At 63.0% G+C, this 22,113-nt stretch carries 25 protein-coding genes, 1 tRNA gene and 1 pseudogene; 14 read left to right on the plus strand and 13 right to left on the minus strand.

What is annotated here, in order from left to right:
- Positions 1–386 precede the first annotated feature (386 nt).
- Entirely contained in the window at positions 387–1,922 is a 1,536-nt protein-coding gene (locus HX881_RS13945) for an NCS1 family nucleobase:cation symporter-1 (protein ID WP_177085033.1), read from the plus strand.
- Positions 1,923–2,009: 87 nt separating this feature from the next.
- The gene (locus tag HX881_RS13950) at positions 2,010–2,744 is read left to right on the plus strand and encodes an aspartate/glutamate racemase family protein (RefSeq protein WP_177085035.1); all 735 of its coding nucleotides are present in this window, start codon (positions 2,010–2,012) and stop codon (positions 2,742–2,744) included.
- A 66-nt stretch (positions 2,745–2,810) separates the two neighbouring features.
- Here HX881_RS13950 and HX881_RS13955 read toward each other — a convergent pair whose 3' ends face one another.
- Positions 2,811–3,737 (minus strand): LysR family transcriptional regulator, encoded by a 927-nt coding sequence (locus HX881_RS13955; RefSeq protein ID WP_042935265.1) that lies wholly within the window; start codon positions 3,735–3,737, stop codon positions 2,811–2,813.
- A gap of 139 nt (positions 3,738–3,876) precedes the next feature.
- Between HX881_RS13955 and HX881_RS13960 the strand changes: the two genes are divergently transcribed.
- Positions 3,877–4,635, plus strand: coding sequence for a 3-oxoacyl-ACP reductase family protein (locus HX881_RS13960; RefSeq protein WP_017125849.1), 759 nt, complete (start codon positions 3,877–3,879; stop codon positions 4,633–4,635).
- A gap of 98 nt (positions 4,636–4,733) precedes the next feature.
- On the opposite strand, the gene HX881_RS13965 is transcribed toward HX881_RS13960, so the two are convergent.
- Positions 4,734–5,624 carry a LysR substrate-binding domain-containing protein gene (locus HX881_RS13965; protein ID WP_177085037.1) on the minus strand — a complete coding sequence of 297 codons (891 nt, stop codon included), beginning with the start codon at positions 5,622–5,624 and terminating at the stop codon, positions 4,734–4,736.
- A gap of 105 nt (positions 5,625–5,729) precedes the next feature.
- Here HX881_RS13965 and HX881_RS13970 point away from each other — a divergent pair, with 105 nt between their 5' ends.
- A complete protein-coding gene (locus HX881_RS13970) occupies positions 5,730–6,929 on the plus strand; it encodes an MFS transporter (RefSeq protein WP_017125847.1) in 1,200 nt (399 codons plus the stop codon).
- A gap of 144 nt (positions 6,930–7,073) precedes the next feature.
- Here HX881_RS13970 and HX881_RS13975 read toward each other — a convergent pair whose 3' ends face one another.
- Entirely contained in the window at positions 7,074–7,790 is a 717-nt protein-coding gene (locus HX881_RS13975) for an HAD-IA family hydrolase (RefSeq protein ID WP_177085039.1), read from the minus strand.
- 193 nt (positions 7,791–7,983) lie between these two features.
- Between HX881_RS13975 and HX881_RS13980 the strand changes: the two genes are divergently transcribed.
- The 3 genes from HX881_RS13980 (at position 7,984) to HX881_RS13990 (ending at position 9,163) form a co-directional block, all read left to right on the plus strand.
- Positions 7,984–8,283, plus strand: a complete 300-nt coding sequence (locus tag HX881_RS13980; RefSeq protein WP_177085041.1) for a DUF6388 family protein — start codon at positions 7,984–7,986, stop codon at positions 8,281–8,283.
- A gap of 96 nt (positions 8,284–8,379) precedes the next feature.
- Complete coding sequence (locus HX881_RS13985) at positions 8,380–8,718, plus strand: hypothetical protein (protein ID WP_177085043.1); 339 nt, start codon at positions 8,380–8,382, stop codon at positions 8,716–8,718.
- 64 nt (positions 8,719–8,782) lie between these two features.
- Complete coding sequence (locus HX881_RS13990) at positions 8,783–9,163, plus strand: Rho termination factor N-terminal domain-containing protein (RefSeq protein WP_103032902.1); 381 nt, start codon at positions 8,783–8,785, stop codon at positions 9,161–9,163.
- A gap of 25 nt (positions 9,164–9,188) precedes the next feature.
- Here HX881_RS13990 and HX881_RS13995 read toward each other — a convergent pair whose 3' ends face one another.
- Positions 9,189–9,449 carry a DUF1652 domain-containing protein gene (locus HX881_RS13995; RefSeq protein ID WP_177085045.1) on the minus strand — a complete coding sequence of 87 codons (261 nt, stop codon included), beginning with the start codon at positions 9,447–9,449 and terminating at the stop codon, positions 9,189–9,191.
- A 215-nt stretch (positions 9,450–9,664) separates the two neighbouring features.
- Between HX881_RS13995 and HX881_RS14000 the strand changes: the two genes are divergently transcribed.
- Entirely contained in the window at positions 9,665–9,952 is a 288-nt protein-coding gene (locus HX881_RS14000) for a hypothetical protein (protein ID WP_017123954.1), read from the plus strand.
- Here HX881_RS14000 and HX881_RS14005 read toward each other — a convergent pair.
- Entirely contained in the window at positions 9,937–10,455 is a 519-nt protein-coding gene (locus tag HX881_RS14005) for a DUF4142 domain-containing protein (RefSeq protein ID WP_177085047.1), read from the minus strand. The two genes, HX881_RS14000 and HX881_RS14005, sit on opposite strands and share 16 nt — an antisense overlap.
- Positions 10,456–10,891: 436 nt before the next feature.
- On the opposite strand from HX881_RS14005, the gene HX881_RS14010 reads away from it, so the two are divergent.
- A complete protein-coding gene (locus HX881_RS14010) occupies positions 10,892–11,095 on the plus strand; it encodes a hypothetical protein (protein ID WP_370591014.1) in 204 nt (67 codons plus the stop codon).
- Positions 11,096–11,116: 21 nt separating this feature from the next.
- On the opposite strand, the gene HX881_RS14015 is transcribed toward HX881_RS14010, so the two are convergent.
- Positions 11,117–11,458, minus strand: coding sequence for a DUF6388 family protein (locus tag HX881_RS14015; RefSeq protein ID WP_177085049.1), 342 nt, complete (start codon positions 11,456–11,458; stop codon positions 11,117–11,119).
- Between the two features lie 149 nt (positions 11,459–11,607).
- On the opposite strand from HX881_RS14015, the gene HX881_RS14020 reads away from it, so the two are divergent.
- A complete protein-coding gene (locus HX881_RS14020) occupies positions 11,608–12,036 on the plus strand; it encodes a TOBE domain-containing protein (protein WP_017123950.1) in 429 nt (142 codons plus the stop codon).
- Between the two features lie 21 nt (positions 12,037–12,057).
- Here HX881_RS14020 and HX881_RS14025 read toward each other — a convergent pair whose 3' ends face one another.
- From HX881_RS14025 to HX881_RS14035, 3 genes are all read right to left on the minus strand, one after another.
- A complete protein-coding gene (locus tag HX881_RS14025) occupies positions 12,058–12,570 on the minus strand; it encodes an HPP family protein (RefSeq protein ID WP_177085051.1) in 513 nt (170 codons plus the stop codon).
- Positions 12,567–13,766, minus strand: coding sequence for an NAD-dependent formate dehydrogenase (locus tag HX881_RS14030; RefSeq protein ID WP_017123948.1), 1,200 nt, complete (start codon positions 13,764–13,766; stop codon positions 12,567–12,569). The genes HX881_RS14025 and HX881_RS14030 overlap by 4 nt, the downstream gene beginning before the upstream one ends.
- 142 nt (positions 13,767–13,908) lie before the next feature.
- Complete coding sequence (locus tag HX881_RS14035; protein ID WP_042934476.1) at positions 13,909–14,820, minus strand: LysR family transcriptional regulator; 912 nt, start codon at positions 14,818–14,820, stop codon at positions 13,909–13,911.
- Between the two features lie 153 nt (positions 14,821–14,973).
- On the opposite strand from HX881_RS14035, the gene HX881_RS14040 reads away from it, so the two are divergent.
- Positions 14,974–15,468 (plus strand): DUF1543 domain-containing protein, encoded by a 495-nt coding sequence (locus HX881_RS14040; RefSeq protein WP_177085053.1) that lies wholly within the window; start codon positions 14,974–14,976, stop codon positions 15,466–15,468.
- Between the two features lie 98 nt (positions 15,469–15,566).
- Entirely contained in the window at positions 15,567–16,547 is a 981-nt protein-coding gene (locus HX881_RS14045) for an alpha/beta fold hydrolase (RefSeq protein WP_177085055.1), read from the plus strand.
- Here HX881_RS14045 and HX881_RS33215 read toward each other — a convergent pair.
- The 3 genes and pseudogenes from HX881_RS33215 to HX881_RS14055 all read right to left on the minus strand — a co-directional run bounded on the left by HX881_RS33215 (position 16,537) and on the right by HX881_RS14055 (position 19,190).
- On the minus strand, positions 16,537–17,367 hold the full coding sequence (locus tag HX881_RS33215; protein WP_425503506.1) for a methyl-accepting chemotaxis protein: 831 nt from the start codon (positions 17,365–17,367) through the stop codon (positions 16,537–16,539). The genes HX881_RS14045 and HX881_RS33215 overlap by 11 nt on opposite strands.
- Positions 17,368–17,391: 24 nt before the next feature.
- Positions 17,392–18,426: pseudogene (locus HX881_RS33220) on the minus strand (HAMP domain-containing protein); the annotation flags it as partial.
- Positions 18,427–18,722: 296 nt separating this feature from the next.
- Positions 18,723–19,190: an anti-virulence regulator CigR family protein gene (locus HX881_RS14055; protein WP_177085059.1), complete on the minus strand. Its 468-nt coding sequence runs from the start codon at positions 19,188–19,190 to the stop codon at positions 18,723–18,725.
- Between the two features lie 211 nt (positions 19,191–19,401).
- Here HX881_RS14055 and HX881_RS14060 point away from each other — a divergent pair, with 211 nt between their 5' ends.
- A complete protein-coding gene (locus HX881_RS14060; RefSeq protein WP_017123942.1) occupies positions 19,402–20,811 on the plus strand; it encodes a DUF2252 domain-containing protein in 1,410 nt (469 codons plus the stop codon).
- Positions 20,812–20,905: 94 nt separating this feature from the next.
- On the opposite strand, the gene HX881_RS14065 is transcribed toward HX881_RS14060, so the two are convergent.
- Positions 20,906–20,995 (minus strand) — tRNA-Ser (locus HX881_RS14065).
- 320 nt (positions 20,996–21,315) lie between these two features.
- Here HX881_RS14065 and HX881_RS14070 point away from each other — a divergent pair.
- Positions 21,316–22,005, plus strand: coding sequence for a crotonase/enoyl-CoA hydratase family protein (locus tag HX881_RS14070; RefSeq protein WP_103033039.1), 690 nt, complete (start codon positions 21,316–21,318; stop codon positions 22,003–22,005).
- Positions 22,006–22,113: the final 108 nt, after the last annotated feature.

Here is a 22,113-nt window from a genome sequence, read left to right on the forward strand (position 1 = left end):
ATCCTGCGGAAAAGCATCGGAAATAATGTACACATCACTGTAACCATAAGTGTCACATCAATGTGCACACTTACCATCCCCGCACCAAAAAGTGACAGCCCGGCGCCCGGCCTTGTCGAGGCAGGTTTTCTACAGTCGCAGCCCGTCGAATTGATAGCTGTTCAAACGGTCAAGTTATATCTCTTTAATTTCATGCGGCTAGTTTTAATCGATAAGAAAACGAAATTATCGACGAATTTTATAGATCGGAAACTGGCATAGAACTGGCTTAGCTCGACAAGCAGTTTGTATACAATTCAACTAAAACCTACATACATACGGATCACCGAGCGTTGTCCCGCCTGTTCGCCAGCGAGGTCGGCGTCCGGGGCCAGGAGCTAGCCGGAATGTCTACCAGTCTCTCCCCCCATGCCGCACTGGATCTGCCCGCCTCATCGCCCCACTCGCCCGGCCCGGATACTCCAGCGGGAGCCGTGGTCCTCAGCCCGCGCCTGCACAACCCGGACCTGGCGCCGACGCGGGTCGCGGGCCGGCGCTGGGGCGGCTACAGCCTCTTCGCCCTGTGGACCAACGATGTACACAATATCGCCAACTATTCCTTTGCCATCGGCCTCTACGCGCTGGGCCTGGGCGGCTGGCAGATCCTCTTGTCCCTGGGGATCGGCGCGGCACTGGTGTACTTCTTCATGAACCTCTCCGGCTATATGGGACAGAAGACCGGCGTGCCCTTTCCGGTGATCAGCCGTATCAGCTTCGGCATCCATGGCGCACAACTTCCCGCCTTGATCCGGGCGGTGATCGCCATTGCCTGGTTCGGCATCCAGACCTATCTCGCCTCGGTGGTTTTCCGGGTGCTGCTGACGGCCATCCACCCCGGTTTCGCCGACTATGACCACAACTCGATTCTCGGCCTGTCGACCCTCGGCTGGGCCTGCTTCGTGATCATCTGGTTCGTGCAGTTGCTGATCCTCGCCTATGGCATGGAGATGGTCCGCCGCTACGAGGGCTTCGCCGGGCCGGTGATCCTGTGCACCGTCGCCGCCCTGGCCGGGTGGATGTACACCCAGGCCGGCGCCACCATCGCCTGGTCGATCCGCGAGCCGCTGAGCGGTGCCGAGATGTGGCGCAATATCTTTGCCGGCGGCGCCTTGTGGCTGTCGATCTACGGCACGCTGATCCTTAACTTCTGTGACTTCGCACGGTCGTCGCCAAGCCGCCGGGCCATCCTGATCGGCAACTTCTGGGGGCTGCCGGTGAACATCCTGGTGTTTGCCAGCATCACCGTGCTGCTCTGCGGCGCGCAGTTCCAGATCAACGGCCATGTGATCCAGAGCCCGACCGAAATCATCGCCTCGATCCCCAACACCTTCTTCCTCGTGCTCGGCTGCCTGGCCTTCCTGATCGTCACTGTGGCGGTGAACATCATGGCCAACTTCGTCGCCCCGGCCTTTGTCCTCAGCAACCTCGCTCCGCGACTGCTGACCTTCCGCCGGGCCGGGCTGATCAGCGCCGCGATTGCCGTGCTGATCCTGCCGTGGAACCTCTATAACAGCCCGCTGGTGATCGTCTACTTCCTGTCCGGACTGGGAGCCCTGCTGGGGCCGCTGTACGGCGTGATCATGGTCGACTACTGGCTGCTGCGCAAAGGCCGGGTCAATGTGCCGGAACTCTACAGCGAAGATCCCAGCGGCACTTATTACTACAGCCACGGGGTCAACCTGCGGGCGGTGGCCGCGTTCATTCCGGCGGCGCTGATCGCCATTGTCCTGGCCCTGGTGCCAGGGTTCGCCGCCGTCTCGCCGTTTTCCTGGATGTTCGGTGCCGGAATCGCCGGCCTGCTCTACCTGATCATCGCCAAACGCCAGGCGCATTACGCCGATGTCAGCGGCGAAGCCATCGCGGTCGACAACCTCAGTCATTGAACCTCTGTCATTGAGACTGAGTTACTGAAAAAACACGGCCGGCCCGCTGCGGGCCGTGCCCACTGCCGAAGAAAAAAGGATTGCTGCATGCGGATTCTGATTGTCAACGTCAACACCACCGCCTCGATCACCGAAGCCATCGCCCGCCAGGCCCAGGCCGTCGCCGCGCCAGGCACCGAGATCGTCGGCCTGACCCCCTACTTCGGCGCCGACTCGGTGGAAGGCAATTTCGAAAGCTACCTGGCGGCCATTGCCGTGATGGACCGGGTGCTGTCCTACGACCAGCCCTATGACGCGGTGATTCAGGCCGGTTATGGCGAACACGGGCGCGAGGGCTTGCAGGAACTGCTCGATGTACCCGTGGTGGACATCACCGAAGCCGGTGCCAGCACCGCGATGTTTCTCGGCCATGCCTATTCGGTGGTCACCACCCTGGACCGCACCGTACCGCTGATCGAGGACCGGCTGAAGCTGGCCGGGCTCTATCAGCGGTGCGCCTCGGTGCGGGCCAGCGGCCTCGCGGTGCTGGAACTGGAGCAGGATCCGCAACGGGCCGTGGACGCCATCGTGCGCCAGGCCGAACGGGCGGTGCAGGACGACAAGGCAGAAGTGATCTGCCTGGGTTGCGGCGGCATGGCCGGCCTCGATGAACAGATTCGCCAACGTACCGGCGTGCCGGTGGTGGATGGCGTGACGGCGGCGGTGACCATCGCCGAATCCCTGGTGCGCCTGGGCTTGTCGACGTCCAAGGTGCGCACCTATGCCACGCCACGGCCCAAGACCTTTACCGGTTGGCCGTTGCCTTTGCGGGAGCGTCGCTAGCCGGCGGTTGAACGGCCGCCTTCGGCGGTTCGCGAGCAAGCTCGGCTCCTGCAACGGCAGCGCGGGTCACTGCCGGGCGTCGAAATGGGTCGCCCATTGCCGCTCGGTGAACTGTTCGATGATGAAGTCGACAAAGGCGCGGGTCTTGCCCGGCAGCAGTTTGTGTTCGGCGTAGTAGATCGAGATGTTGCCGTCGTCGACATACCAGTCGGGCAGCACCCGCTGCAAGGTGCCGACCCGCAGCCAGGCCAGGGCGAACGGCATGCTCACCAGGGCGATGCCCAGGCTCTGGGCGGCCACTGCACAGGCCGCTTCCGAGTCGCTCATGGTCATGCACGCCGTCAGGTTCAACGGCTGGTGTTCCCCATCGCGACCGGTCAGTTGCCAGGTGCGCACGCGACCGGTCTGGGGCGAGCGGATGAGGATGCCGGTGCAGCGGCGCAGGTCGTCGGGCGTAACGATCGGGGCCTGTTGCGCCAGGTATTCGGCGGACGCCACCAGGACCCGGTGGGCCACCGTCAGCTTGCGTGCCACCACGCCTTGGGGCAGTTCGAAGCCACCGCCGATCGCGGCATCGAAGCCCTGGCCGATCAGGTCCACCTGGCGGTTGTCGAAATTCCAGTCCGGACGGATATCCGGGAAGCGCCGCATGAACTCCCCCAGCAAAGGCACGATATACAGGCGCCCGAATACCGTGCCCATGCTGACCTTGAGCGTCCCCGCCGGCCGTCCCTTGGCGCTGGCGAGGTTGGCCACGGCATTCTGGATGGTGTGCAGGCTGGCACCGACTTCGCCGAGGAACAGCTGCCCGGCCTCGGTCAGGGTCAGGCTACGGGTACTGCGCTGGAACAGCCGCACACCCAGGCGCGCCTCGAGCTTGGCGACACTCTTGCCGACCGCCGCGGGGGTCAGGCTCAGACGCCGCGCCGCCTCGGCAAAGCTGCCGACTTCGGCGCTGCGGACAAAACATTCGATACTGCTGAAAGTTTCCATGATCGCCATTCACAACTTCTGGTTTACACAGACTATAACAATTACCGTCTACACAGGCAGTAATCCACAGTCGATACTCGCTTCCAACAACAAGGCCACTACCCTTTCCCTCTCACGGCCTTGAACTTTGGAGAACGACATGACCGACAACACCTTCAACAGCAACCTCAACGGCAAAGTGGCCCTGATCCAGGGTGGCTCCCGCGGCATCGGCGCCGCCATCGTCAAGCGCCTGGCAGCCCAGGGCGCCGCCGTGGCCTTCACCTACGTGAGCTCGGCGGCCAAGGCCGAGGAACTGCAGGACAGCATTATCGCCGACGGCGGCAAGGCCCTGGCCATCAAGGCCGACAGCGCCGACGCCGTGGCGATCCGCAACGCCGTGAACGCCACCGTAGAAGCCTTTGGCCGCGTCGATATCCTGGTCAACAACGCCGGCGTACTGGCCATGGGGCCACTGGAAGACTTCAGCCTGGAAGATTTCGACCGGACCCTGGCGATCAACGTGCGCAGCGTGTTTGTCGCGACCCAGGAAGCCGCCCGGCACATGGGCGACGGCGGGCGGATCATCAATATCGGCAGCACCAACGCCGAACGCATGCCGTTCGCCGGTGGCGCCACCTACGCCATGAGCAAGTCGGCGCTGGTGGGGCTGACCAAGGGCCTGGCCCGTGACCTCGGTCCGCGCGGCATCACCGTCAACAACGTGCAACCGGGCCCGGTGGACACCGACATGAACCCGGCCGACAGCGAGTTCGCCGACAGCCTGATCAGCCTGATGGCCGGCGGTCGTTATGGCCGCGTCGAAGAAATCGCCAGCTTTGTCGCCTACCTGGCGGGGCCGGAAGCCGGCTACATCACCGGGGCCAGCCTGACCATCGATGGCGGCTTCAGCGCCTGATTCGGATGATCCGCCAGCGGGTCTGACGTCTTCGCCGTGGTCCGGCGAGCCCGCGCTCATAATTGATCGTTCCCATGCTCTGCGTGGGAACGATCAAGTCACGCCAGCGCCTCCCGTTTCGCCAGCGCCTGCTCCAACAACACCAGGAACGCCGCGGCCGCCGGCGTCGGTCGATGGGACCAGACCACATACAGATGCCGCGACGGCGCGTCACACACCGGTACCGTCACCACCCCGCTGAAACCTTCGGCAATCTTGCTGGGCACCAGCCCCAGCGCCAGGCCACGCCGCACGAACTCCCCCACCAGCATCACGTTGCCCGCCTCGAACTGCACCCGATGGCGCAATCCCGCCGCGGCGAAGGCTTCATCGGTCTGCCGACGCCCGGCGGTCCCGGCCTGGAAATCCACCAGCGTCTGATCCTCCAGCTGTGCCAACGGCAAACGCTCCCACTTCGTCAGCGGATGACCGGGCGGCAGCACGGCGACCAGTTCCTCCTCGGCCAGCAAACGCATCGCCAAGCCCTCGATCCGCTCTCCCGGCCAGAGCCCGACAAAGGCCAGGTCCAGGCGCCGCTCGCGCACGTCAGCCATCAGCAGTTCGCTCTTGCTCATGTTCAGGTGGATATCCACCTGTGGATAAAGGCCGTGGAAGCGCGCCAGCAACTCCACCAGGTCGACTTCGGTCAACGAGGAAATCTTGCCGATGGACAGACTGCCGCGCACCTCCCCGGAAACCGCCGCGACTTCGGCGACGATCCGCCGTGTCGCTTCCAGTGCCGGCCGGGCACTGCGCACAAATGCCTCGCCGGCTGCGGTCAACCGGACCTTGCGCGAGCTGCGCTCGAACAGCGGCGTGCCCAGGTATTCCTCCAGGCGCGCGATCTGGTGACTGAGCGCCGACTGGACGATATGGCAGCGCTCCGCCGCCCGGGTAAAGCTGCCCTCGTCCGCCACCGCCAGGGCGTACTCGATCTGTTTCAGGTTCACCGCGTGTATCTCGTTTCAAGATGGATGAGATGAAAACAATGCATTGGCGTCATGTTAAGACATTCCCAATACTTCGCACATCGATACCCCACAACGAGACAGGCAATGTCCGACGCCCACGCCAACACACGACCTTTAAGCACTGCCCTGATCCTGCTGATGGCCACCGCCACCGGCCTTGCGGTGGCCAGCAACTACTACGCCCAGCCGCTGCTGCACACCATCGCCCAGCACCTGGGCCTGAGCATGGCCACCGCCGGGACCATCGTCATCACCGCCCAGTTGAGCTACGGCGCCGGGCTGTTGCTGTTGGTGCCCCTGGGGGACCTGTTCGAGCAGCGCCGGCTGATCGTGGTCATGACCCTGCTCAGCGCCCTCGGCCTGCTGATCAGCGCCTTCGCCCCCGGCTTGCCCTGGCTGCTGCTGGGCACCGCGCTGACCGGACTGTTCTCGGTGGTGGCCCAGGTCCTGGTGCCGATGGCCGCCAGCCTGACACCGCCGGAACAACGCGGGCGGGTGGTCGGAACCCTGATGAGCGGGCTGCTGCTGGGTATCCTGCTGGCGCGCACGGCGGCCGGGGCGCTGTCGTCGTTCGGCGACTGGCGGGCGATCTACCTGCTGGCGGCAGGCCTGATGTTCATCTGCGCCTTCGCCCTGTTTCGCGCCTTGCCGCAGCACCGGCAGAATGCCGGGCTGAGTTATCCGGCGCTGCTCGGTTCGGTCTTCCGCCTGTTTGTCGAAGAACCGGTGCTGCGCCTGCGGGCCGTGCTCGGCCTGCTGACCTTCTGCCTGTTCGCGCTGTTCTGGACACCGCTGGCATTCCTCCTGGCCAACCCGCCGTACCACTACTCCGATGCGGTGATCGGCCTGTTCGGCCTGGCCGGTGCCGTCGGCGCGATGGCCGCGAACCTCGCCGGGCGCATGGCGGATCGGGGCAAGGGCGAGTTCGCCACCACCATCGGGCTGCTGGCGTTGCTGCTGTCCTGGTTGCCGCTGGGTTTTGCCGGGCATTCGCTGGTGGCGCTGTTGATCGGCGTGCTGCTGCTCGACTTCGCCGTGCAACTGGTGCACGTGAGCAATCAGAACGCGGTGTTCAAGGTCCGGCCAACCGCGCGCAACCGCCTCAATGCAGGCTATATCACCTGCTATTTCATCGGCGGTGCACTGGGTTCACTGCTGGGTGCGCAGTTGTTCGGACCGTTTGGCTGGAGTGGCATAGTCGTCGCCGGCGGGCTGATTTCCGCGCTGGCGCTGGGCGTCTGGGCCACCGTGCAGCGGCGCCTGGGGATAACAGTGTCGGCCTGATCGGGCATAGCTGGGCCGACTTCTTCGCGGGCAAGCCCGCTCCCACAGTGTTCGAGTTGAAACGAAAGTTTGTGCCTGACTCGGAACTTGTGGGAGCGGGCTTGCCCGCGAAGAGGCCCGCAAAGACCACACGGCAACCCGCGTCTAGCGCAGTTCCCAGTCGATTGCCGGCAAGCCCATCGGCTCCAGGGCAAAGTGCTTGAGCGAGGTCACGATGCGGTCGGCATGGTGGTATTTCTCCGCCGCCATCGCCGGGTCGGGCACCGCCACCGCGTACATGCCGGCGGCCTTTGCCGCGGTCACGCCGAACGGCGAATCCTCGAACACCAGGCAATCCTCGGGCGCAACGCCCAGGCGGCTGGCCGCCAGCAGGAAAATGTCCGGCGCCGGCTTGGCCTGGCCCACCTGCGGATCGTCGGCGGTGACAATGGTATCGAACAACGCGAACCACTCGCGGTGCAGGGTGGTCTTGAGCTCGAACGATCCTCGCGACGAACTGGTGCCCACGGCAATCGGGATATTGTGGGCCGACAGGTGCCGCACCAGTGCCTCGGCGCCGGACATGGAACCGGCCTTGGGAAACCGCTCGCGCATCAGCGGCTCGCGCACCGCCAGGAACTCTTCTGCGCTGATCGGCAGTTCCATGGCCTCCACCACATACTGCGCCAGGTCGCCGGCGCCGCGCCCGATGATGTTCTGCTTGTGACTCCAGTCGAAGGTCCGGCCGTAACGCCCGACGATCATCTGCGTCACTTCGGAATAGATGCCCTCGGTGTCGAGCAGCAAGCCGTCCATATCGAAAATCACGGCCTTTATCGGGCCCGGGGAAGAGGCTTTCCAGGAAGAGTCTGCAGCAGTCATCGCATCCGATCCGTATACAAGGGGGTTGAGGTCAGGGCGGCTCAGGTGCGGCCAGCGAAGTGCTAGCCTCGCAGAGCCGCGCGATTCTTTCCATCGTTGAATGAACTCGCTAGCATGACCGCAGCTTTTTCCAGGTCGAAGCGCAGCCTGCAAGACAGGGCGCCGGACCATCGCATCGCACAGAGACTCCAGCATGATCCCCAAAGAATCCCGCAGCGAGGTCGCCCTCGCCAAGTTCCTCGACGCTCACCCGCACCTGCGTGAAGAAACCCGGGGCCTGAGCCCGACGGAACAACAGCAGCAATTCCAATGGGCTTTCGACGACGAAGCCGAGAACCAGGGCATCGAGCCGTGGGAGCTGACCCTGCAACTGGTCGCCGAGACACCCGCGCAACTGCAGGCCATGCGCCTGGAAGTCCACCGCGAAGTGGCCGAGGCACTGGGCATGGACTGGGACGAATACTGCTCGTTCAACGATATCGTCGAAGACTGAGCCACGACACCCTGGCCATTCGTCGCTCCATCGGCACCAACGCCCGGCACGCACAGACCAATATCAGGTAAGGACTCTCAAACAAGGAGACTCACCATGATTTCGTCAAAACTCGCGATGCTGGCGTTGACCGGCCTGCTGTCATCGGTGTCCCTGGCGACCTTCGCCGCGCAACCCACCACGGGGCCGACCAATCCGGTCCAGGAACCGAAGCCGCCGCAGCTTCCAGGCGGGATCAACCCCGACAATGACAGCGTCATCAAAAATGGCGCCCTGCCCCCCGGTAACGGCATCGACCCACGCAACCAGGGCAACGACACCGGTCGCCAGGGCGGCGTGAATACCGATGGCAACGGTCCCATCGGCAACGATACCGCGCCCGGCTCAAGCAAGGGCATGGGCTCGGGCGGCACCAGCGGTTCCCCGGTCAAGTAGATCCCCGGCGGCGGCACGGCGAGGTGCCGTCGCCTTCCTTGCAACGAGCGGAAGGAGTCTTCAGATGCCACGGGCAAGCAAAGCCAAATACACCGCCGCGCAAAAGCGCAAGGCGGCACATATCGAATCCAGTTATGAAGCCAGGGGCCTGTCCCGCGAGGAAGCCGAGGCACGGGCCTGGGCCACGGTCAACAAACAGTCGGGGGGCGGCGAGCGCGTTGGCGGCTCAGGTCGGGACAAGGCCCCCGCCGCCAAGGCGAAAGCCCGGTCGGACTCATCAAAGCGCGCCGCGGCCAGCCGCAAGGGCTACCCCCGTGACAGCCAGGCCTCGCTGCAAACCCAGAGCAAGGCCAGCCTGCTGCAGGAAGCCCGGACCCGCAACATCGCCGGGCGCTCCACCATGCGCAAGCAGGAGCTGATCGAGGCGCTGCAGAAAGCCGGCTGACTCGCTCCCGGACCCAGGCGGGCGCCTAGCCCGCCATCCGCTCCCGCCGCCCCGATAGCGCCTGGTTGGCCAACAATTCGCCGCGCAACTGGCCCATCAGGTTGGAGATCGCCCGGGCACTGGTCAGCGCACGGCTGGAGATTCCCGTCACCAGCAGATCCACCTTGCCCGTTTGCGAATCGAAGACCTTTACCGTCAACGAAGAATCGTGGTCCACCGTGCATTGGCAGCGCAGCGGCAGAAACCCGAGTTCGATGATATTGCGCAGTTCGAGAATGGAAATCACGTCGACACATCCCTAATAGAGGTGATGAAGCAGATGGAACAGCCAAGCAATCATTGCTTGTGAGTGAGCCTAGCAGGCCGTAACCGCCAGCAAGGGGTTTGTCCCCGCCGGCGGCCAAAACAGTGTTTCCAGACACGACAAATATTCTTGCGCCGCTGCGCACAGGAGCTTCTATTCTGCTGAATAAGCCCCCTCGTCGACCTGGAGCATCTGCAATGGAAACACTGAGCAAGTCGGAAATCGAGGCCGAACTGGCCTCCCGGTTGCCCAGCTACAAAGTCGAATGCACCTTGCATTCCGACGGCACGCTGTCGGCCCTCCTCAGCGGGCCGAATGCCGATCACTTTGCCGTGACCGGCATCGTCAGGGCCGACTACAAGGGCCGCGAATCCCTGTCCCGGCTGGCCCGCGAGATCCTCGAGGAGATGGTGCTGTCGCGCCAGGGCAGCCGGACCAGCCGCCTGCAGGCGCTGACGGACAAACCCGGTCAATCGCCCTTGTGATGAGTCATCTCGAGCTTCCTGGCCATGTCCAGGTGCATCTCCAGCTTCGGCAGGGTCTGCTGGGCAAAGGCCTTCAGCTCCGGCGACTGCGAGTCGCGGGCCTCGTCCTCGAACAACTTGATGACCTGCTCATGGGACTTGATCTGGTTGGCCACATACGCCACGTCGAACGACTCGCCCTCCTGCACCTGCAGCATCAGCTTCCTGGCCTGGTCCATGATTTGCGCATCGGAGGCCATGGGCAGGTTGTGCCGGGTGGCGATCGCCTTCAGGTCGCGGTTGGCGTCGGTGTGATCCTTGATCATTTCCACGGCGTAGCTGTTGATATCGGTGGCCGTGGTCTTCTGGATCGCCAGGCGACTGGTTTCAATCTCGGCGATCCCGGCCGCCGAGGCATTGTCGATAAACTCGGCGGGGGTTCCGGCCACGGCATGGGCGGTCAGGCTGGAGCCCAGGATCAGGCTGAAAAACATCGGGCGTAGTCGTTGGGCCTTGCGGCTCATGGCTGTCCTCCTGTGGGGAAAAAATCTGTCCTCTACAGGAATGGGAATGGCCTGGGCGGCAAAGGTTTAGAAAAACCGGGCCGGGACCGACGAACGGAGCCTGGGCCGCCGCCGCCCACCGCGCCAGCGGTGGAAAAAACGACAAAAAAAAGCCCGCGGGAGAGCGGGCTAAGGGAAGCTTTTGAACGAGCGAGGGCACTATAAAGGCTGGATGAACAGCTCACAGTGAAAGAATTTTCATCTTTGACCCGACGTGCTCCAGGTCATCATGGCCCCCTCTTGAATCGGCCTATCCCGAAACGAGCATCAGAGAGTCATTTTCATCAGTTGGATATCTACAGACTTACACAAGTCTTCATGAGGCTGTGCGCGGAAAATCGCTTATACAGGGCCTATACCCAGCGGATTTTCAGCCATGACGCCTCCAAGGTTCATCTTGACCTATCCCTCTTCGCCCCGACACTTCGCGCTGTTGGACCAGAACGGCATCTGCCTGGGTTTCAAGAGTTGCCGCACCCCGCCCGTGAACGGCAACTGGGTGAGCGTCAACGAGATCCGCCTGTGCTGGCTTCACCACCCGCTTCCCGCCAATGTCCGCAAAGACGCGGGGGAAACCGACAGCGCCCTGATCACGCCATAAGACAGCGCGGCCCCCGGACCGCTACCCGGCGCTCAAGCCATGCAGGGCGCAGTACTGCGACCATTCCATCCCGGCCATCTCCGCCACCTCCCTGTGCACCTCGAGTCGCCGGGTCTCGAATTCTTCGGCACTGCCGCTGGTCAGTTGCAACGTCAGCTCCCAGGCAAACAGCCCCTGGCGCTCGGCTTCGGCTTCGAATGCTTCATGCAGGCGTTCCTCGCGGTAGCGTTGCAGGCTCTCGCCCCTGGCCTGGGCGGCCAGCGGATTGAGATGGTCGAGGGTTTCACGCACGCTCGGATGTGCGGCAAGGAAGCGTTCAAGGGCCAGTTCATACTGCTGGGGATGCTGTTCGGGTGAGGACAACTGGAAACTCCGTGGTCGGGTAGCGTCGAAAGTAGCGCTTCGCTCAAGGGTAGAACGCCGCTCGCGTTAATCAATGCCTACAAAGATACCGCGATATTTCCGTATCATGGTCGGACGATTCACACCATCCGCCACGGAGTATCCGGACAATGAAAGTCAGCGCACGCAATGTTTTCAAAGGCATCGTCAGCCAGGTCAAGGAAGGTTCGGTCAATGCCGAGGTGGGCCTGACACTGCCAGGCGGCGAACAGCTGGTGGCGGTGGTCACCCTGGAAAGCCTGAAGAGCCTGGGGATTGCCGTGGGCAAGGAAGCGATCGCCCTGATCAAGGCACCCTGGGTGATGCTGATGACCGAAGCCGGCGATATCCGTCTGTCGGCGCGCAACTGCCTGGAGGGCAAAGTGGTCAGCGTCAACGACGGAGCGGTCAACGCCGAAGTGGTGATCCGGTTGGCCGGCGGGACCGAGGTCTACGCCATCGTCACCCGGCATGCCGTGGCCGAACTGGGATTGGCGCCCGGTGTGAGCGCCACTGCCGTGATCAAGGCCTCCCATATCATTCTCGGCGTACCGGCCTGATCGGCCACCCCCACTCCAGGCTCAGGAAGTGGCTCGGGCGTGGAGCTGCAACCACCTGATCAGCCGCCAGTACAGCCAGCCCAGCAGCATCAGGAAACAGGCGCCACCCAGGGTTGGCACCAGCAGGAAGGACCAGCCCGGCTGCATCATGAAGATGATCACCGGGTTGCCGCCCGCCGGCGGATGCACGGTGCGCGTGACCACCATCAATACCGTCGCCAGCCCACCGGCCAACGCCATCGGCACCAACCCGGGCCCCAGCAGCTGCAGGCAGAGCAGTGCCACCAGGGAGGTCAGGAAATGCCCGCCGATCACGTTGCGCACCTGCGAGAACGGTCCCTCGGGATAGGCGAAGAGCAACACCCCGGTAGCCCCGAACGAGCCGATCAGCCAGGGCTGGCCGGTCGCCATGACCAGCCCGCCCAATCCCGCCAGTCCGGCGAACGCCCCGAGACCGATCCACAGCAGCGAAACGATCTTCAGGCGCCGAACCGCTCCGCCCTTCTGGCCAACCTCGGTCGAAGAGGCCGTCATCGCTTGAAGCGTTCGGCTTCTTCGGAGCCCTTGGTCGCGTTGCCGGCACTGTAGGAATGCGCACCGACACCAGCCAGTTCACCCCCCTGGACAATCAGGTACTCGTCGCGAATCGGCCGGTTCTCGAAATAGCACTCGAGAATCTCGCGGGTGCCCGCGGCATAACGCGCCTGGGCCGACAGGCTGGTACCGGAGATATGCGGAGTCATGCCGTGGTGCGGCATGCTGCGCCATGGATGATCGGCCGGTGCCGGTTGCGGGAACCAGACATCCCCCGCATAACCCGCCAGTTGCCCGCTTTCCAGCGCGGCGGCAATCGCATCGCGGTCGCACAGCTTGCCCCGGGCCGTATTGATCAGGTAGGCACCGCGCTTGAAGTGCTTGAGCGACTGGGCGTTGATCATATGCTCGGTTTCCGGATGCAACGGGCAGTTCAGCGTCACCACGTCACAGGCCTTGGCCAGGCTCTCCAGGGTCGAGTGATAGGTCAGGTTCAGTTCTTTTTCCACCGCCTCGGGCAGGCGATGGCGATCCATGTAGTGCAGGTGCATATCGAACGGCTTGAGCAGGCGCAATACACGCAGGCCGATGCGCCCTGCCGCCACGGTGCCCACGTGCATGCCCTCGACATCATAGGAACGCGCCACGCAGTCGGCGATATTCCAGCCGCCCTTGAGCACCCAGTTGTGCGAAGGGATGAAGTTGCGCACCAGTGCCAGCACGCTCATCACCACATGTTCGGCGACGCTGTTGCTGTTGCAGTAGGTGACCTCGGCCACGGTGATGCCGCGGTCCATCGCACCTTGCAGGTCGGTGTGATCGGAGCCGATACCGGCGGTGACGATCATCTTCAGCTTCGGTGCCTTGTCCATCCGTTCGGCGGTCATGTAGGCCGGCCAGAATGGCTGCGAAATCACGATCTCGGCGTCATGCAGTTCCCGTTCGAGCACACTGTCGGCGCCGTCCTTGCTGGAGGTGACCACCAGTTGATGGCCGTTTGACTCCAGGTATTTGCGCAGTCCCAGCTCACCGGAAACGCTGCCCAGCAAGGTACCGGGCTGGAAGTCGATGGCCTTGGGCGTGGGCAGGGTCTGGCCGTCGGGGTAACGCTCCAGATGCGGCAGGTCGTCCCGTGCGTAGGTTTCGGGTTGGCCGGTGACGGGATCGTCGTAGAGCACGCAAATGATTTTCGCCATGGGGCACCTTCCTCTTCTTGGAATGGACCCGCGCCGCCGTCCTGGCGCGGGTGAGCAGATCATGCTGCTGCGCCACCGATAGTCCGCGAGGAGCCCGGCACTGGCTAATCGCTTGCGCTGATCTATAGATCAGCGCGGGTTATCAACAATGCAGGAAGGAGTCGACGCGGGCCTGCAGGTCCAGCGTGCGGAAAATCGCCAGCGCCGAGGCCAGCAGCAACGGTTGCGGGTCGCGCCGCAGCATCACCAGGCCAATTTCCCGTTGCAGCTCCGGGACGATGGGCAAGGCGGTGATCTCCTGGCGCATTTCGATCAGCGACAAGGCGCTGTGGGGCACGATGCTGTACAGACCGGAACAGCGTACATGGGCATACAGCACCATCATCGAGTCAGTCTCCACCCGTGGCACGACTCGCACGCCCGCGGCGTCGAAAGCGCTGTCGATCCCCTGGCGACACTGCATGTTGGCGGTCAGCAGACACAGCGGCAGCCGCGCAACCTCCTCCCAGGACAGACTGCTCGCCCCACCCAGGGCGCTGTCGTCGCGGGCTATGAGGACATAACGTTCCTTGAACAACGGCATCGTCTGGAACTCCCGCAGGCGCCCGTCCGACAGGTAGGTCATGCCCAGGTCCAGTTCGAAATCGGAGATTTTCTGCAGCATCTGCGAGGCCGGGAGGGTGTACACCTCGTGGCGCATGTTCGGATAGGGTTGCAGGCAGAAATCGGTCAGCAACGGCACCATCGACAGTGTGGTGGGAATCGCGCCGAAACGCAGGACACCGGCCGGATCCAGTTCCCGGGTGCCGACCTCCTGGCGCAACGAACCGCAATCGGAGAGGATCCGTCGAGCCCATACCAGCACGCGCTCGCCGTCAGCGGTGAAACCTTCGAAACGCCGGCTGCGCTGTACCACGGAGATCCCCAGTTCCTGCTCCAGGCTGCGAATCGCTCCGGACAGCGCTGGCTGCGACACATTGCATTTCTGCGCCGCCCGACCGAAATGCTGTTCCTGGGCCAGGGTCACAAGGTAGGTCAATTGACGAAGTAACATACGCGCTGGGCTGCTCTTATTAGAATGGGCGCCGAATCCGGTGTGGCGGCGAAAGCCGCCGATCGAATCGCTATATAGTAAATAACATAACGACCAGAGCACTGGAACCACGGGCCGGCGACTGCGCCAGCCCTTCAGCGAAAAGGAACGGCAATGTTGTGGGTGGTCATGCTCGGGGGCAAACACCCCCGCGCCAGAATCGAAGTGCACGATGTGACGTTCGTGCGCGGTGACAGTCTTGAAGCGACCTATGGGCAACTGCGCCAGGACTGGTTCGGCAGCCAGGCAGGCTTGCATATCGATGGCTGGATGCGGGTCGACGGCGTCGAGCGGTGGAAGGTCGGGTTCAGCGACCTGGCCCCGTCCCCCGGCTCGCCGCGATTGTTCTTCATCAACTTCGGCGGTTATGAAACGCAGGTCTTTGGCGAGGCCCATCGCTATCTGCTGGTGGTCGCCGAAGACCTCGTGCAGGCCAGGGCCAAGGCTAAACAACTGATGTTCCGCGGCTGGGAACAACCCCATACCGACGCGGTGCTCGACATCGACGACTGCCTGCCGATCGACCAGGTCGACGGTCGCTACATCGAACTGGTGGAAGCGCCCCATGGCGGCATCGTGCAGGACAATGACTACATCGTCCTGCCCTGAACCCACGATATGTCAGGGGGCATTCGACCCGTGAATGGTGATTAGCGCTGTCTTGCCCTTCTGCTACGGTCGATGGATGGGCCAAGGGAGCACACAGGATGAATGCATTCGAACAGCACGTGGTAGCGGTCAACGGGATCGAGTTGAGTGTGCACGTGGCCGGGCCGCCCGACGGCAAGCCGGTCTGGCTGTTGCACGGTTTCCCCGAGTGCTGGTATTCCTGGCGCAAGCAGGTGCCGGCGCTGGTCGCGGCCGGCTATCGGGTTTTCGTGCCGGAGATGCGCGGCTACGGCCGCAGCAGCGCTCCTGAAGATATCGCGGCCTACGACCTGCTGACCCTGTGCGGCGATATCCGCGGGGCGATGGAGGTCTTCGGCCATGAACAGGTCGCCATGGTCGGCCACGACTGGGGCGCGCTGGTGGCCTGGCACCTGGCGCTGCTGGAACCGCAACGGGTCAAGGCCCTGGTGACGCTGTCGGTGCCCTTCGCCGGCCGCGCCAAACGCCCGGCCATCGAAGGTATGCGCGAAGTGTTTGCCGATCGCTTCAACTACATCCTCTACTTCCAGCAGCCGGGCGTCGCGGAACAGGAACTCGACGCGGATGTCGAGCGGACCTTGAGGGCCTTCATGGGCGACACCGAAGTGTTTCTGCAAGCCAAGGCGGCCGATGCCAGACTGTTCGACGGCGTAAGCGTGCCGCCAGCCCTGCCGGACTGGTGTACGGAAGAAGACTTCGAGCCCTATCGCCAGACCTTCGCCGACAAGGGCTTTCGCGGCGCCTTGAACTGGTACCGCAACTTCGAGCGCAACTGGCAGCGAACCGGGTTCCTGGCCGGCGCCCAGGTGCAACAGCCGACGCTGTTCCTGATCGGCGACCGTGATCCGGTGGGGGCGCTGGAAGCCCATACCCTCAAACGCATGCCGGGCGTGGTGCCGCATCTGGAACAACAGGTGCTGAAGGATTGCGGGCACTGGATACAAAGCGAAAAACCCGACGAAGTGAACGCGGCGATGCTCGAGTTTTTTGCGCGGGTCTATGGTGCTGCGCAGAAAGCCTCCCGCACCATCAGATCCTGAAGGTATTGACCAGGTTCTGCAGGCGCAGCGCCTGGTTTTCCAGGTCGGTGCAAGCGGTCAGCGTCGACTGCAGGTTGTTCACCATCTGTTGGTTGAGGCCGTTGATATGGGTGATGTCCTTGTCGAGATTGCCCACCACGGCGGTCTGTTCTTCGGTCGCGGTGGCCATGGACAGGTTGATCTCGTCGATCTCGCCGATCCCCGCCATGACGGTGCTCAGGCGTTGCCCGGCGAGAATGCCCACCTTGACGTTATCATCGCTGTGACGCTGGCTGGCCAGCATGGCGTTCACCGCATTGCCGGCGCCGGCCTGGAGTTCTTCGATCATCGTATGGATTTCCAGGGTCGACTGCTGGGTCCGGTGGGCGAGCGTGCGCACCTCGTCGGAAACCACCGCGAATCCACGCCCCGCATCCCCCGCCCGGGCCGCTTCGATGGCGGCATTCAGCGCCAGCAGGTTGGTCTGATCGGAAATGCTCTTGATCACCTCCAGGATATGCCCGATCTTGAGGATCTTGCCATTGAGCGCCTCGATCTCATTGCGGGTCGAAACCACCTGTGCGGACAGCTCCGACATCGCCGCAATACTGCGCTCGACCACCTGGCGGCTGTCCTGGGTCTGCTCCCGCGCATCGGACGCACGCCTGGACGCATGCGCCGCGCTACGGGCAATCTCGTCCGCGGCGGCACCCAGCTGATTGATCGCTGTGGCGACGTTATGGGTCAGGGCCGCCTGCGTATCCGAGCTTTGCAACGAAGAATGCGAAGTCCGACTGACCTGTGCGGCCAATTCGGTGAGCTGGCTGCTGGACAACAACACTTCGCGGATCGACTGCTGAATGCGTTCGACGAACTGATTGAAAGAACCCGCCAGAATGCCGAACTCATCCCGCGACTGAACAGGCAGGCGCTGGGTCAGGTCGCCCTCGCCCTGCGCGATATCCCGCATCGCCAGGCCCATGCGCCGTAGCGGGCGCAGCAAGGCCTTGATCAGCAATCCCAGCAGCGCAATCGTCACCAGCACCGCACTCAGCGTTGCGATCAGCGCGGTCAGGCGAAACTCGTGGAGCGCCCCATAGGCCTTGTCCTTGTCCACCGACAAACCGATAAACCACTTCACCGAAGGCAGGCCGTCGATGGGCATGAAGGTCAGGAGGCGGGCCTTGCCGTTTTCCGTCACCTCGCTCAACCCGGTATTGATGGCGGGCGGCGATTGCGGGAACGCTTCGGCGAGGGTCCTGGTGACGAGCGCCTTGTCCGGGTGGGCCAGGATCCTGCCATCGGCGCTGACCAGAAAGGCGTAGCCGATACCGTTCATGTCCACGGCGTTGATGATCTGCGCCAGCTTGTCGAGATTCAGGTTGGCGCCCAGCACGCCCAGCGGTTGACCGTTCTTTTTGATCGGTACGGATTGGGTCATGACCAGGTAATCGGTTCCGGCACCGATATAGGGCTCGGTGAGTGTCGGACCACTGTTGTGGACGGCGTCCTTGTACCAGGCCCGCTGGCGGGCATCGAATCCCTCGGGCATCACCCGTGTCGGATGGATGCTGAAGGTGCCGTCTTCCTGCCCGACGTAGCTGGCAACGAACGTGGCGTTCAGCACATTCTGCGCCAGAACCCGATTGATGGCCTCCGGCGCGGGATCGGCAGCGATGGCCTCGGCGAGGCTTTCCAGCAGTAGGATACGGCCCGACAGCCAGCTGTTGATGTTGGCACCCAGGACCTTGCCGACATCCTGCATATTGCTGTGCAGGGTGTCGCGGGTGGTCGCGGTCTGCCGGTAGTCGTTGAACAGCGCAAAGCACAGAAACACCACGATCAGCACCGAACAGGCACCCAGGAGAATCTTGTGACCGAACTTCAAGGCGGTGCCCATGCTGAAAATCTCTCCTGGCGTACAAGCGCGCTGTTTTTATCGAAGTCGCGTGACCAGGGGACTGTCGCGAGGCATGGCCCAGGGGCGATGCGCACAGGTCGGATGATCAGCGGCTCGTCGCGTAAGGTAGGGGCAGGCGGAGGGGTTGTCGAACAAGAAAAGTTGAACGTAAAGGCAGGGTATTTGTTATGAGCGCGCGGTCCTTGACCGAACATCGAGGCGGACAATCTTCAGATATCAGAACGCATCGTCTTCCTCTGTGAACAGCTATCCGGCAAGACGATGCAGGATCGGAACTAGTCCAATGCCCCGCTGAGCACTTCGTAGATGATGCCGCTCGCAATGGCTACGAGGATCAGGTCCGTCCCCGCCTGCTGCCATTCATAACCCTCATAGTGAGGCAGGCGCCCCAACAGCCGGCCATCGAGCTTTTTCGCGATACCGGGAGGAAGAGGCTTGCCACGAGCCAGGTTTTTCTGGATACCGGGCGGCAACGCCGGTCCCGGACGCCAGTAATCCCGGTACCCGCCCAGCACACCGAGGACCACGCTGTGATCGACACTCGGCCCTTGTGCCCAGTTGCCGTCCGCCGATTTCTTCCCCTTGCCGTGGCCGCCTTGATGACCAGGGCCCTGATAGTCCTGCGAGTTTCCCTTGCCATTTCCCTGGCCTTTGCCATTACCCGGATCGGCCAACGCCGTAACGGAACCAGTCACCAGGGCGAAACAGGCAAACGCAGCAATAACCGAGCGCGACTTGAGCATCATCCGTTCCTCGAAAGAGGGAAACCTCCTTGCAATGTAGACGGTATAAGGCGAAGAAGTTGCAGAATCGCTCCCTACCCCTACACCCCTCCCCATCCCCCCCTCCCCGAACCGGCCCGGACTGGAACCTTGCCAGATCCCATATATGCTCACGATGGAACTGCCCTGCTCCAAAGCGGTTCGGCCGTATTCCCGCCAGCAGAGGAACCCCATGAGCACCGTCAAAGACCGTCTCAAACAGGGCAAGGACGCCCGCAAGGATTGCCCGCGCAGTTCCCAGGCCACGCCGGGACAGATCAAGCGCGACCCTATCCCGCTGATCGAAGCGTCCAGTGCCGGCCGGGTCGAATCCCTGGTGGCCCTGCGTTACGGACGCATGCTGGTCTCGCCCTTCACCTTTTATCGCGGCAACGCGATGCTGCAGGCCCACGACCTCGCCGGCACCCCGGACATGGGCCTGCAATCGATCATCTGCGGCGATTGCCACCTGATGAACTTCGGCGGTTTCGCCACCCCGGAGCGCAACCTGCTGTTCAGCGTCAATGACTTCGACGAGGTTCATCCCGGTCCCTGGGAATGGGATCTCAAGCGCCTGGTGGCAAGCTTCGTGGTGGCTGCCCGCGACCTGCGCCACGGCGCCGTTGTCGAAGAACAACTCTGCCGCCATGTGGTCGGCGCCTACCAGCGGGCCATGGCCGCCTGCACCGAACAGAGCGCCCTGGACATCTGGTACGAAGCCACCACCTACGAAGACCTGCTGGACCAGGCCCGCGGCAGCAGCACCCTGGAACATGTGCGACGAGCCATCGAAAAAGCCGAGCGGCGCACCCACGCCGAGTTGCTGCCCAAGATCTGCGAGCGTGATCAGCATGGCCGCCTGCTGATTCGCGACGACCTGCCGGAAATCTTCCACCTGCACGAAACCACCACCCTGCTCGATCCCGACGATGACTGGATGCGCCTGCAGGACTGGCGACCGCTGTATGACACCTTCATGCGCGACTATCGCGGCACCTTGCAGGCCGATCGCCGCGACCTGCTGGCCCGTTTCGAAGCCCAGGATCTGGCGTTCAAGGTAGTGGGCGTGGGCAGTGTCGGCACCCGTTGCCTGGTGGCCCTGCTGACCGATACCCAGGAACGACCGCTGTTCCTGCAGTTCAAGGAGGCCAGGCGCTCGGTGCTCGCCGATTACGTGCGTGGCAAGTCCCGGCCCCGGCACAACGGCCAGCGGGTGGTGGAAGGGCAAAGGTTGATGCAATCGGCCAGCGACCTGTTTCTCGGCTGGACCACCGGCCCCAACGGCCGGCACTTCTATGTCCGCCAGTTGCGTGACATGAAGATCTCCGCGGAACTGGAAACCTTCGACGCCGAAACCTTCGCCGCCTATGGACGCATCTGCGGCCGCGCCCTGGCCCAGGCCCACGCCAAATCATCCGGCCAGGCGGCGCTGATCAGCGGCTATATCGGCAAGAGCGAAACCCTGGCCGAAGCCCTGTTCAAATACGCCCAGACCTATGCGACGCAGAATGAACGGGACTTCGAACACTTCCAGCAGGCCTGCCGCAAGGGGCGCTTGCAGGCGCGCTCGGAGGCGGATTTTGCTGCGGATCATTTGCCTTGAGGTTCAATGTTCCCATATCGCCCTTTTTCAAACGCCAAAAACCACAAACCCCCGACTTTCTCTAGGAAAATCAGGGGTTTGTGTTTGCAGAATGTGGCGGTGAAGGAGAGATTCGAACTCTCGATACAGTTTCCTGTATACACACTTTCCAGGCGTGCTCCTTAAGCCACTCGGACACTTCACCGTATCTCGTCAAACCGATTCAGTCTGTCGAGGCGCGCTAATGTAGTCGAAAGCTTTTCCAATGGCAAAGGTTTTTTTCAGAATTTTCATGCGCTTAAGTCGGGTAGCCGACCTGGCGCCATCGCCCCGCCCACCCGTCAGGGCAAACCCGCCAATCTCCGGCCCGGCCCAACGCCTTGCATAAAGGCAGCGCGGGCAGTTGGCAAAGCCCGCAGCCACGGTCGCGGCGGCAAAAGCCTGACTCACCAGTCAGTCACGGCGCTTTACCTCATCCGTGCGGCTGGGTAACGTCTGTGCCACTTCTTTATAAGGAATTACGTCATGAGTGAATTGATCTCCTACCATCTCGAAGACGGTATCGCGACCCTGACCTTGAGCAATGGCAAGGTCAATGCCATTTCCCCGGACGTGATTGCCGCCTTCAACACCGCCCTGGACCAGGCCACCAGCGACCGCGCGGTGGTGATCATCACCGGCCAGCCCGGCATCCTCTCCGGTGGCTACGATCTGAAAGTGATGACCGCCGGCCCCAAGGAAGCCGTCAGCCTGGTGACCGCCGGTTCCACCCTCGCCCGTCGCCTGTTGTCCCACCCGTTCCCGGTGATCGTCGCCTGCCCCGGCCATGCCGTGGCCAAGGGCGCCTTCCTGCTGCTGTCGGCCGACTACCGCATCGGGGTCGACGGGCCGTTCAGCATCGGCCTGAATGAAGTGCAGATCGGCATGACCATGCATCACGCCGGAATCGAGATCGCCCGCGACCGCCTCGGCCGCGCCGCCTTTCACCGCTCGGTGATCAACGGCGAGATGTTCAACCCGCAGGACGCCGTGGCCGCCGGTTTCCTCGACAAGGTGGTGGCGCCGGAAGCCCTGCAGGAAGCCGCCCTGAACGCCGCCCGGCAGTTGAAGAAGATCAATATGAACGCCCACAAGAACACCAAGCTGAAAGTGCGCAAGGCGCTGCTGGAAACCCTGGATCACGCGATCATTCTCGATCAGGACCATATGGGCTGATCCTCCCAGCCATTGCCTGTGGAACAGCCCGACTTCGAGTCGGGCTTTTTCCTACAGGTACGTTCGTACCCGCTGCAACCGCTCTAGACCGCGCCTGACGCCGTAGCG

The sequence above is a fragment of the Pseudomonas gingeri genome (assembly GCF_013386115.1).
GTDB classification, from domain to species: Bacteria; Pseudomonadota; Gammaproteobacteria; order Pseudomonadales; family Pseudomonadaceae; genus Aquipseudomonas; species Aquipseudomonas gingeri.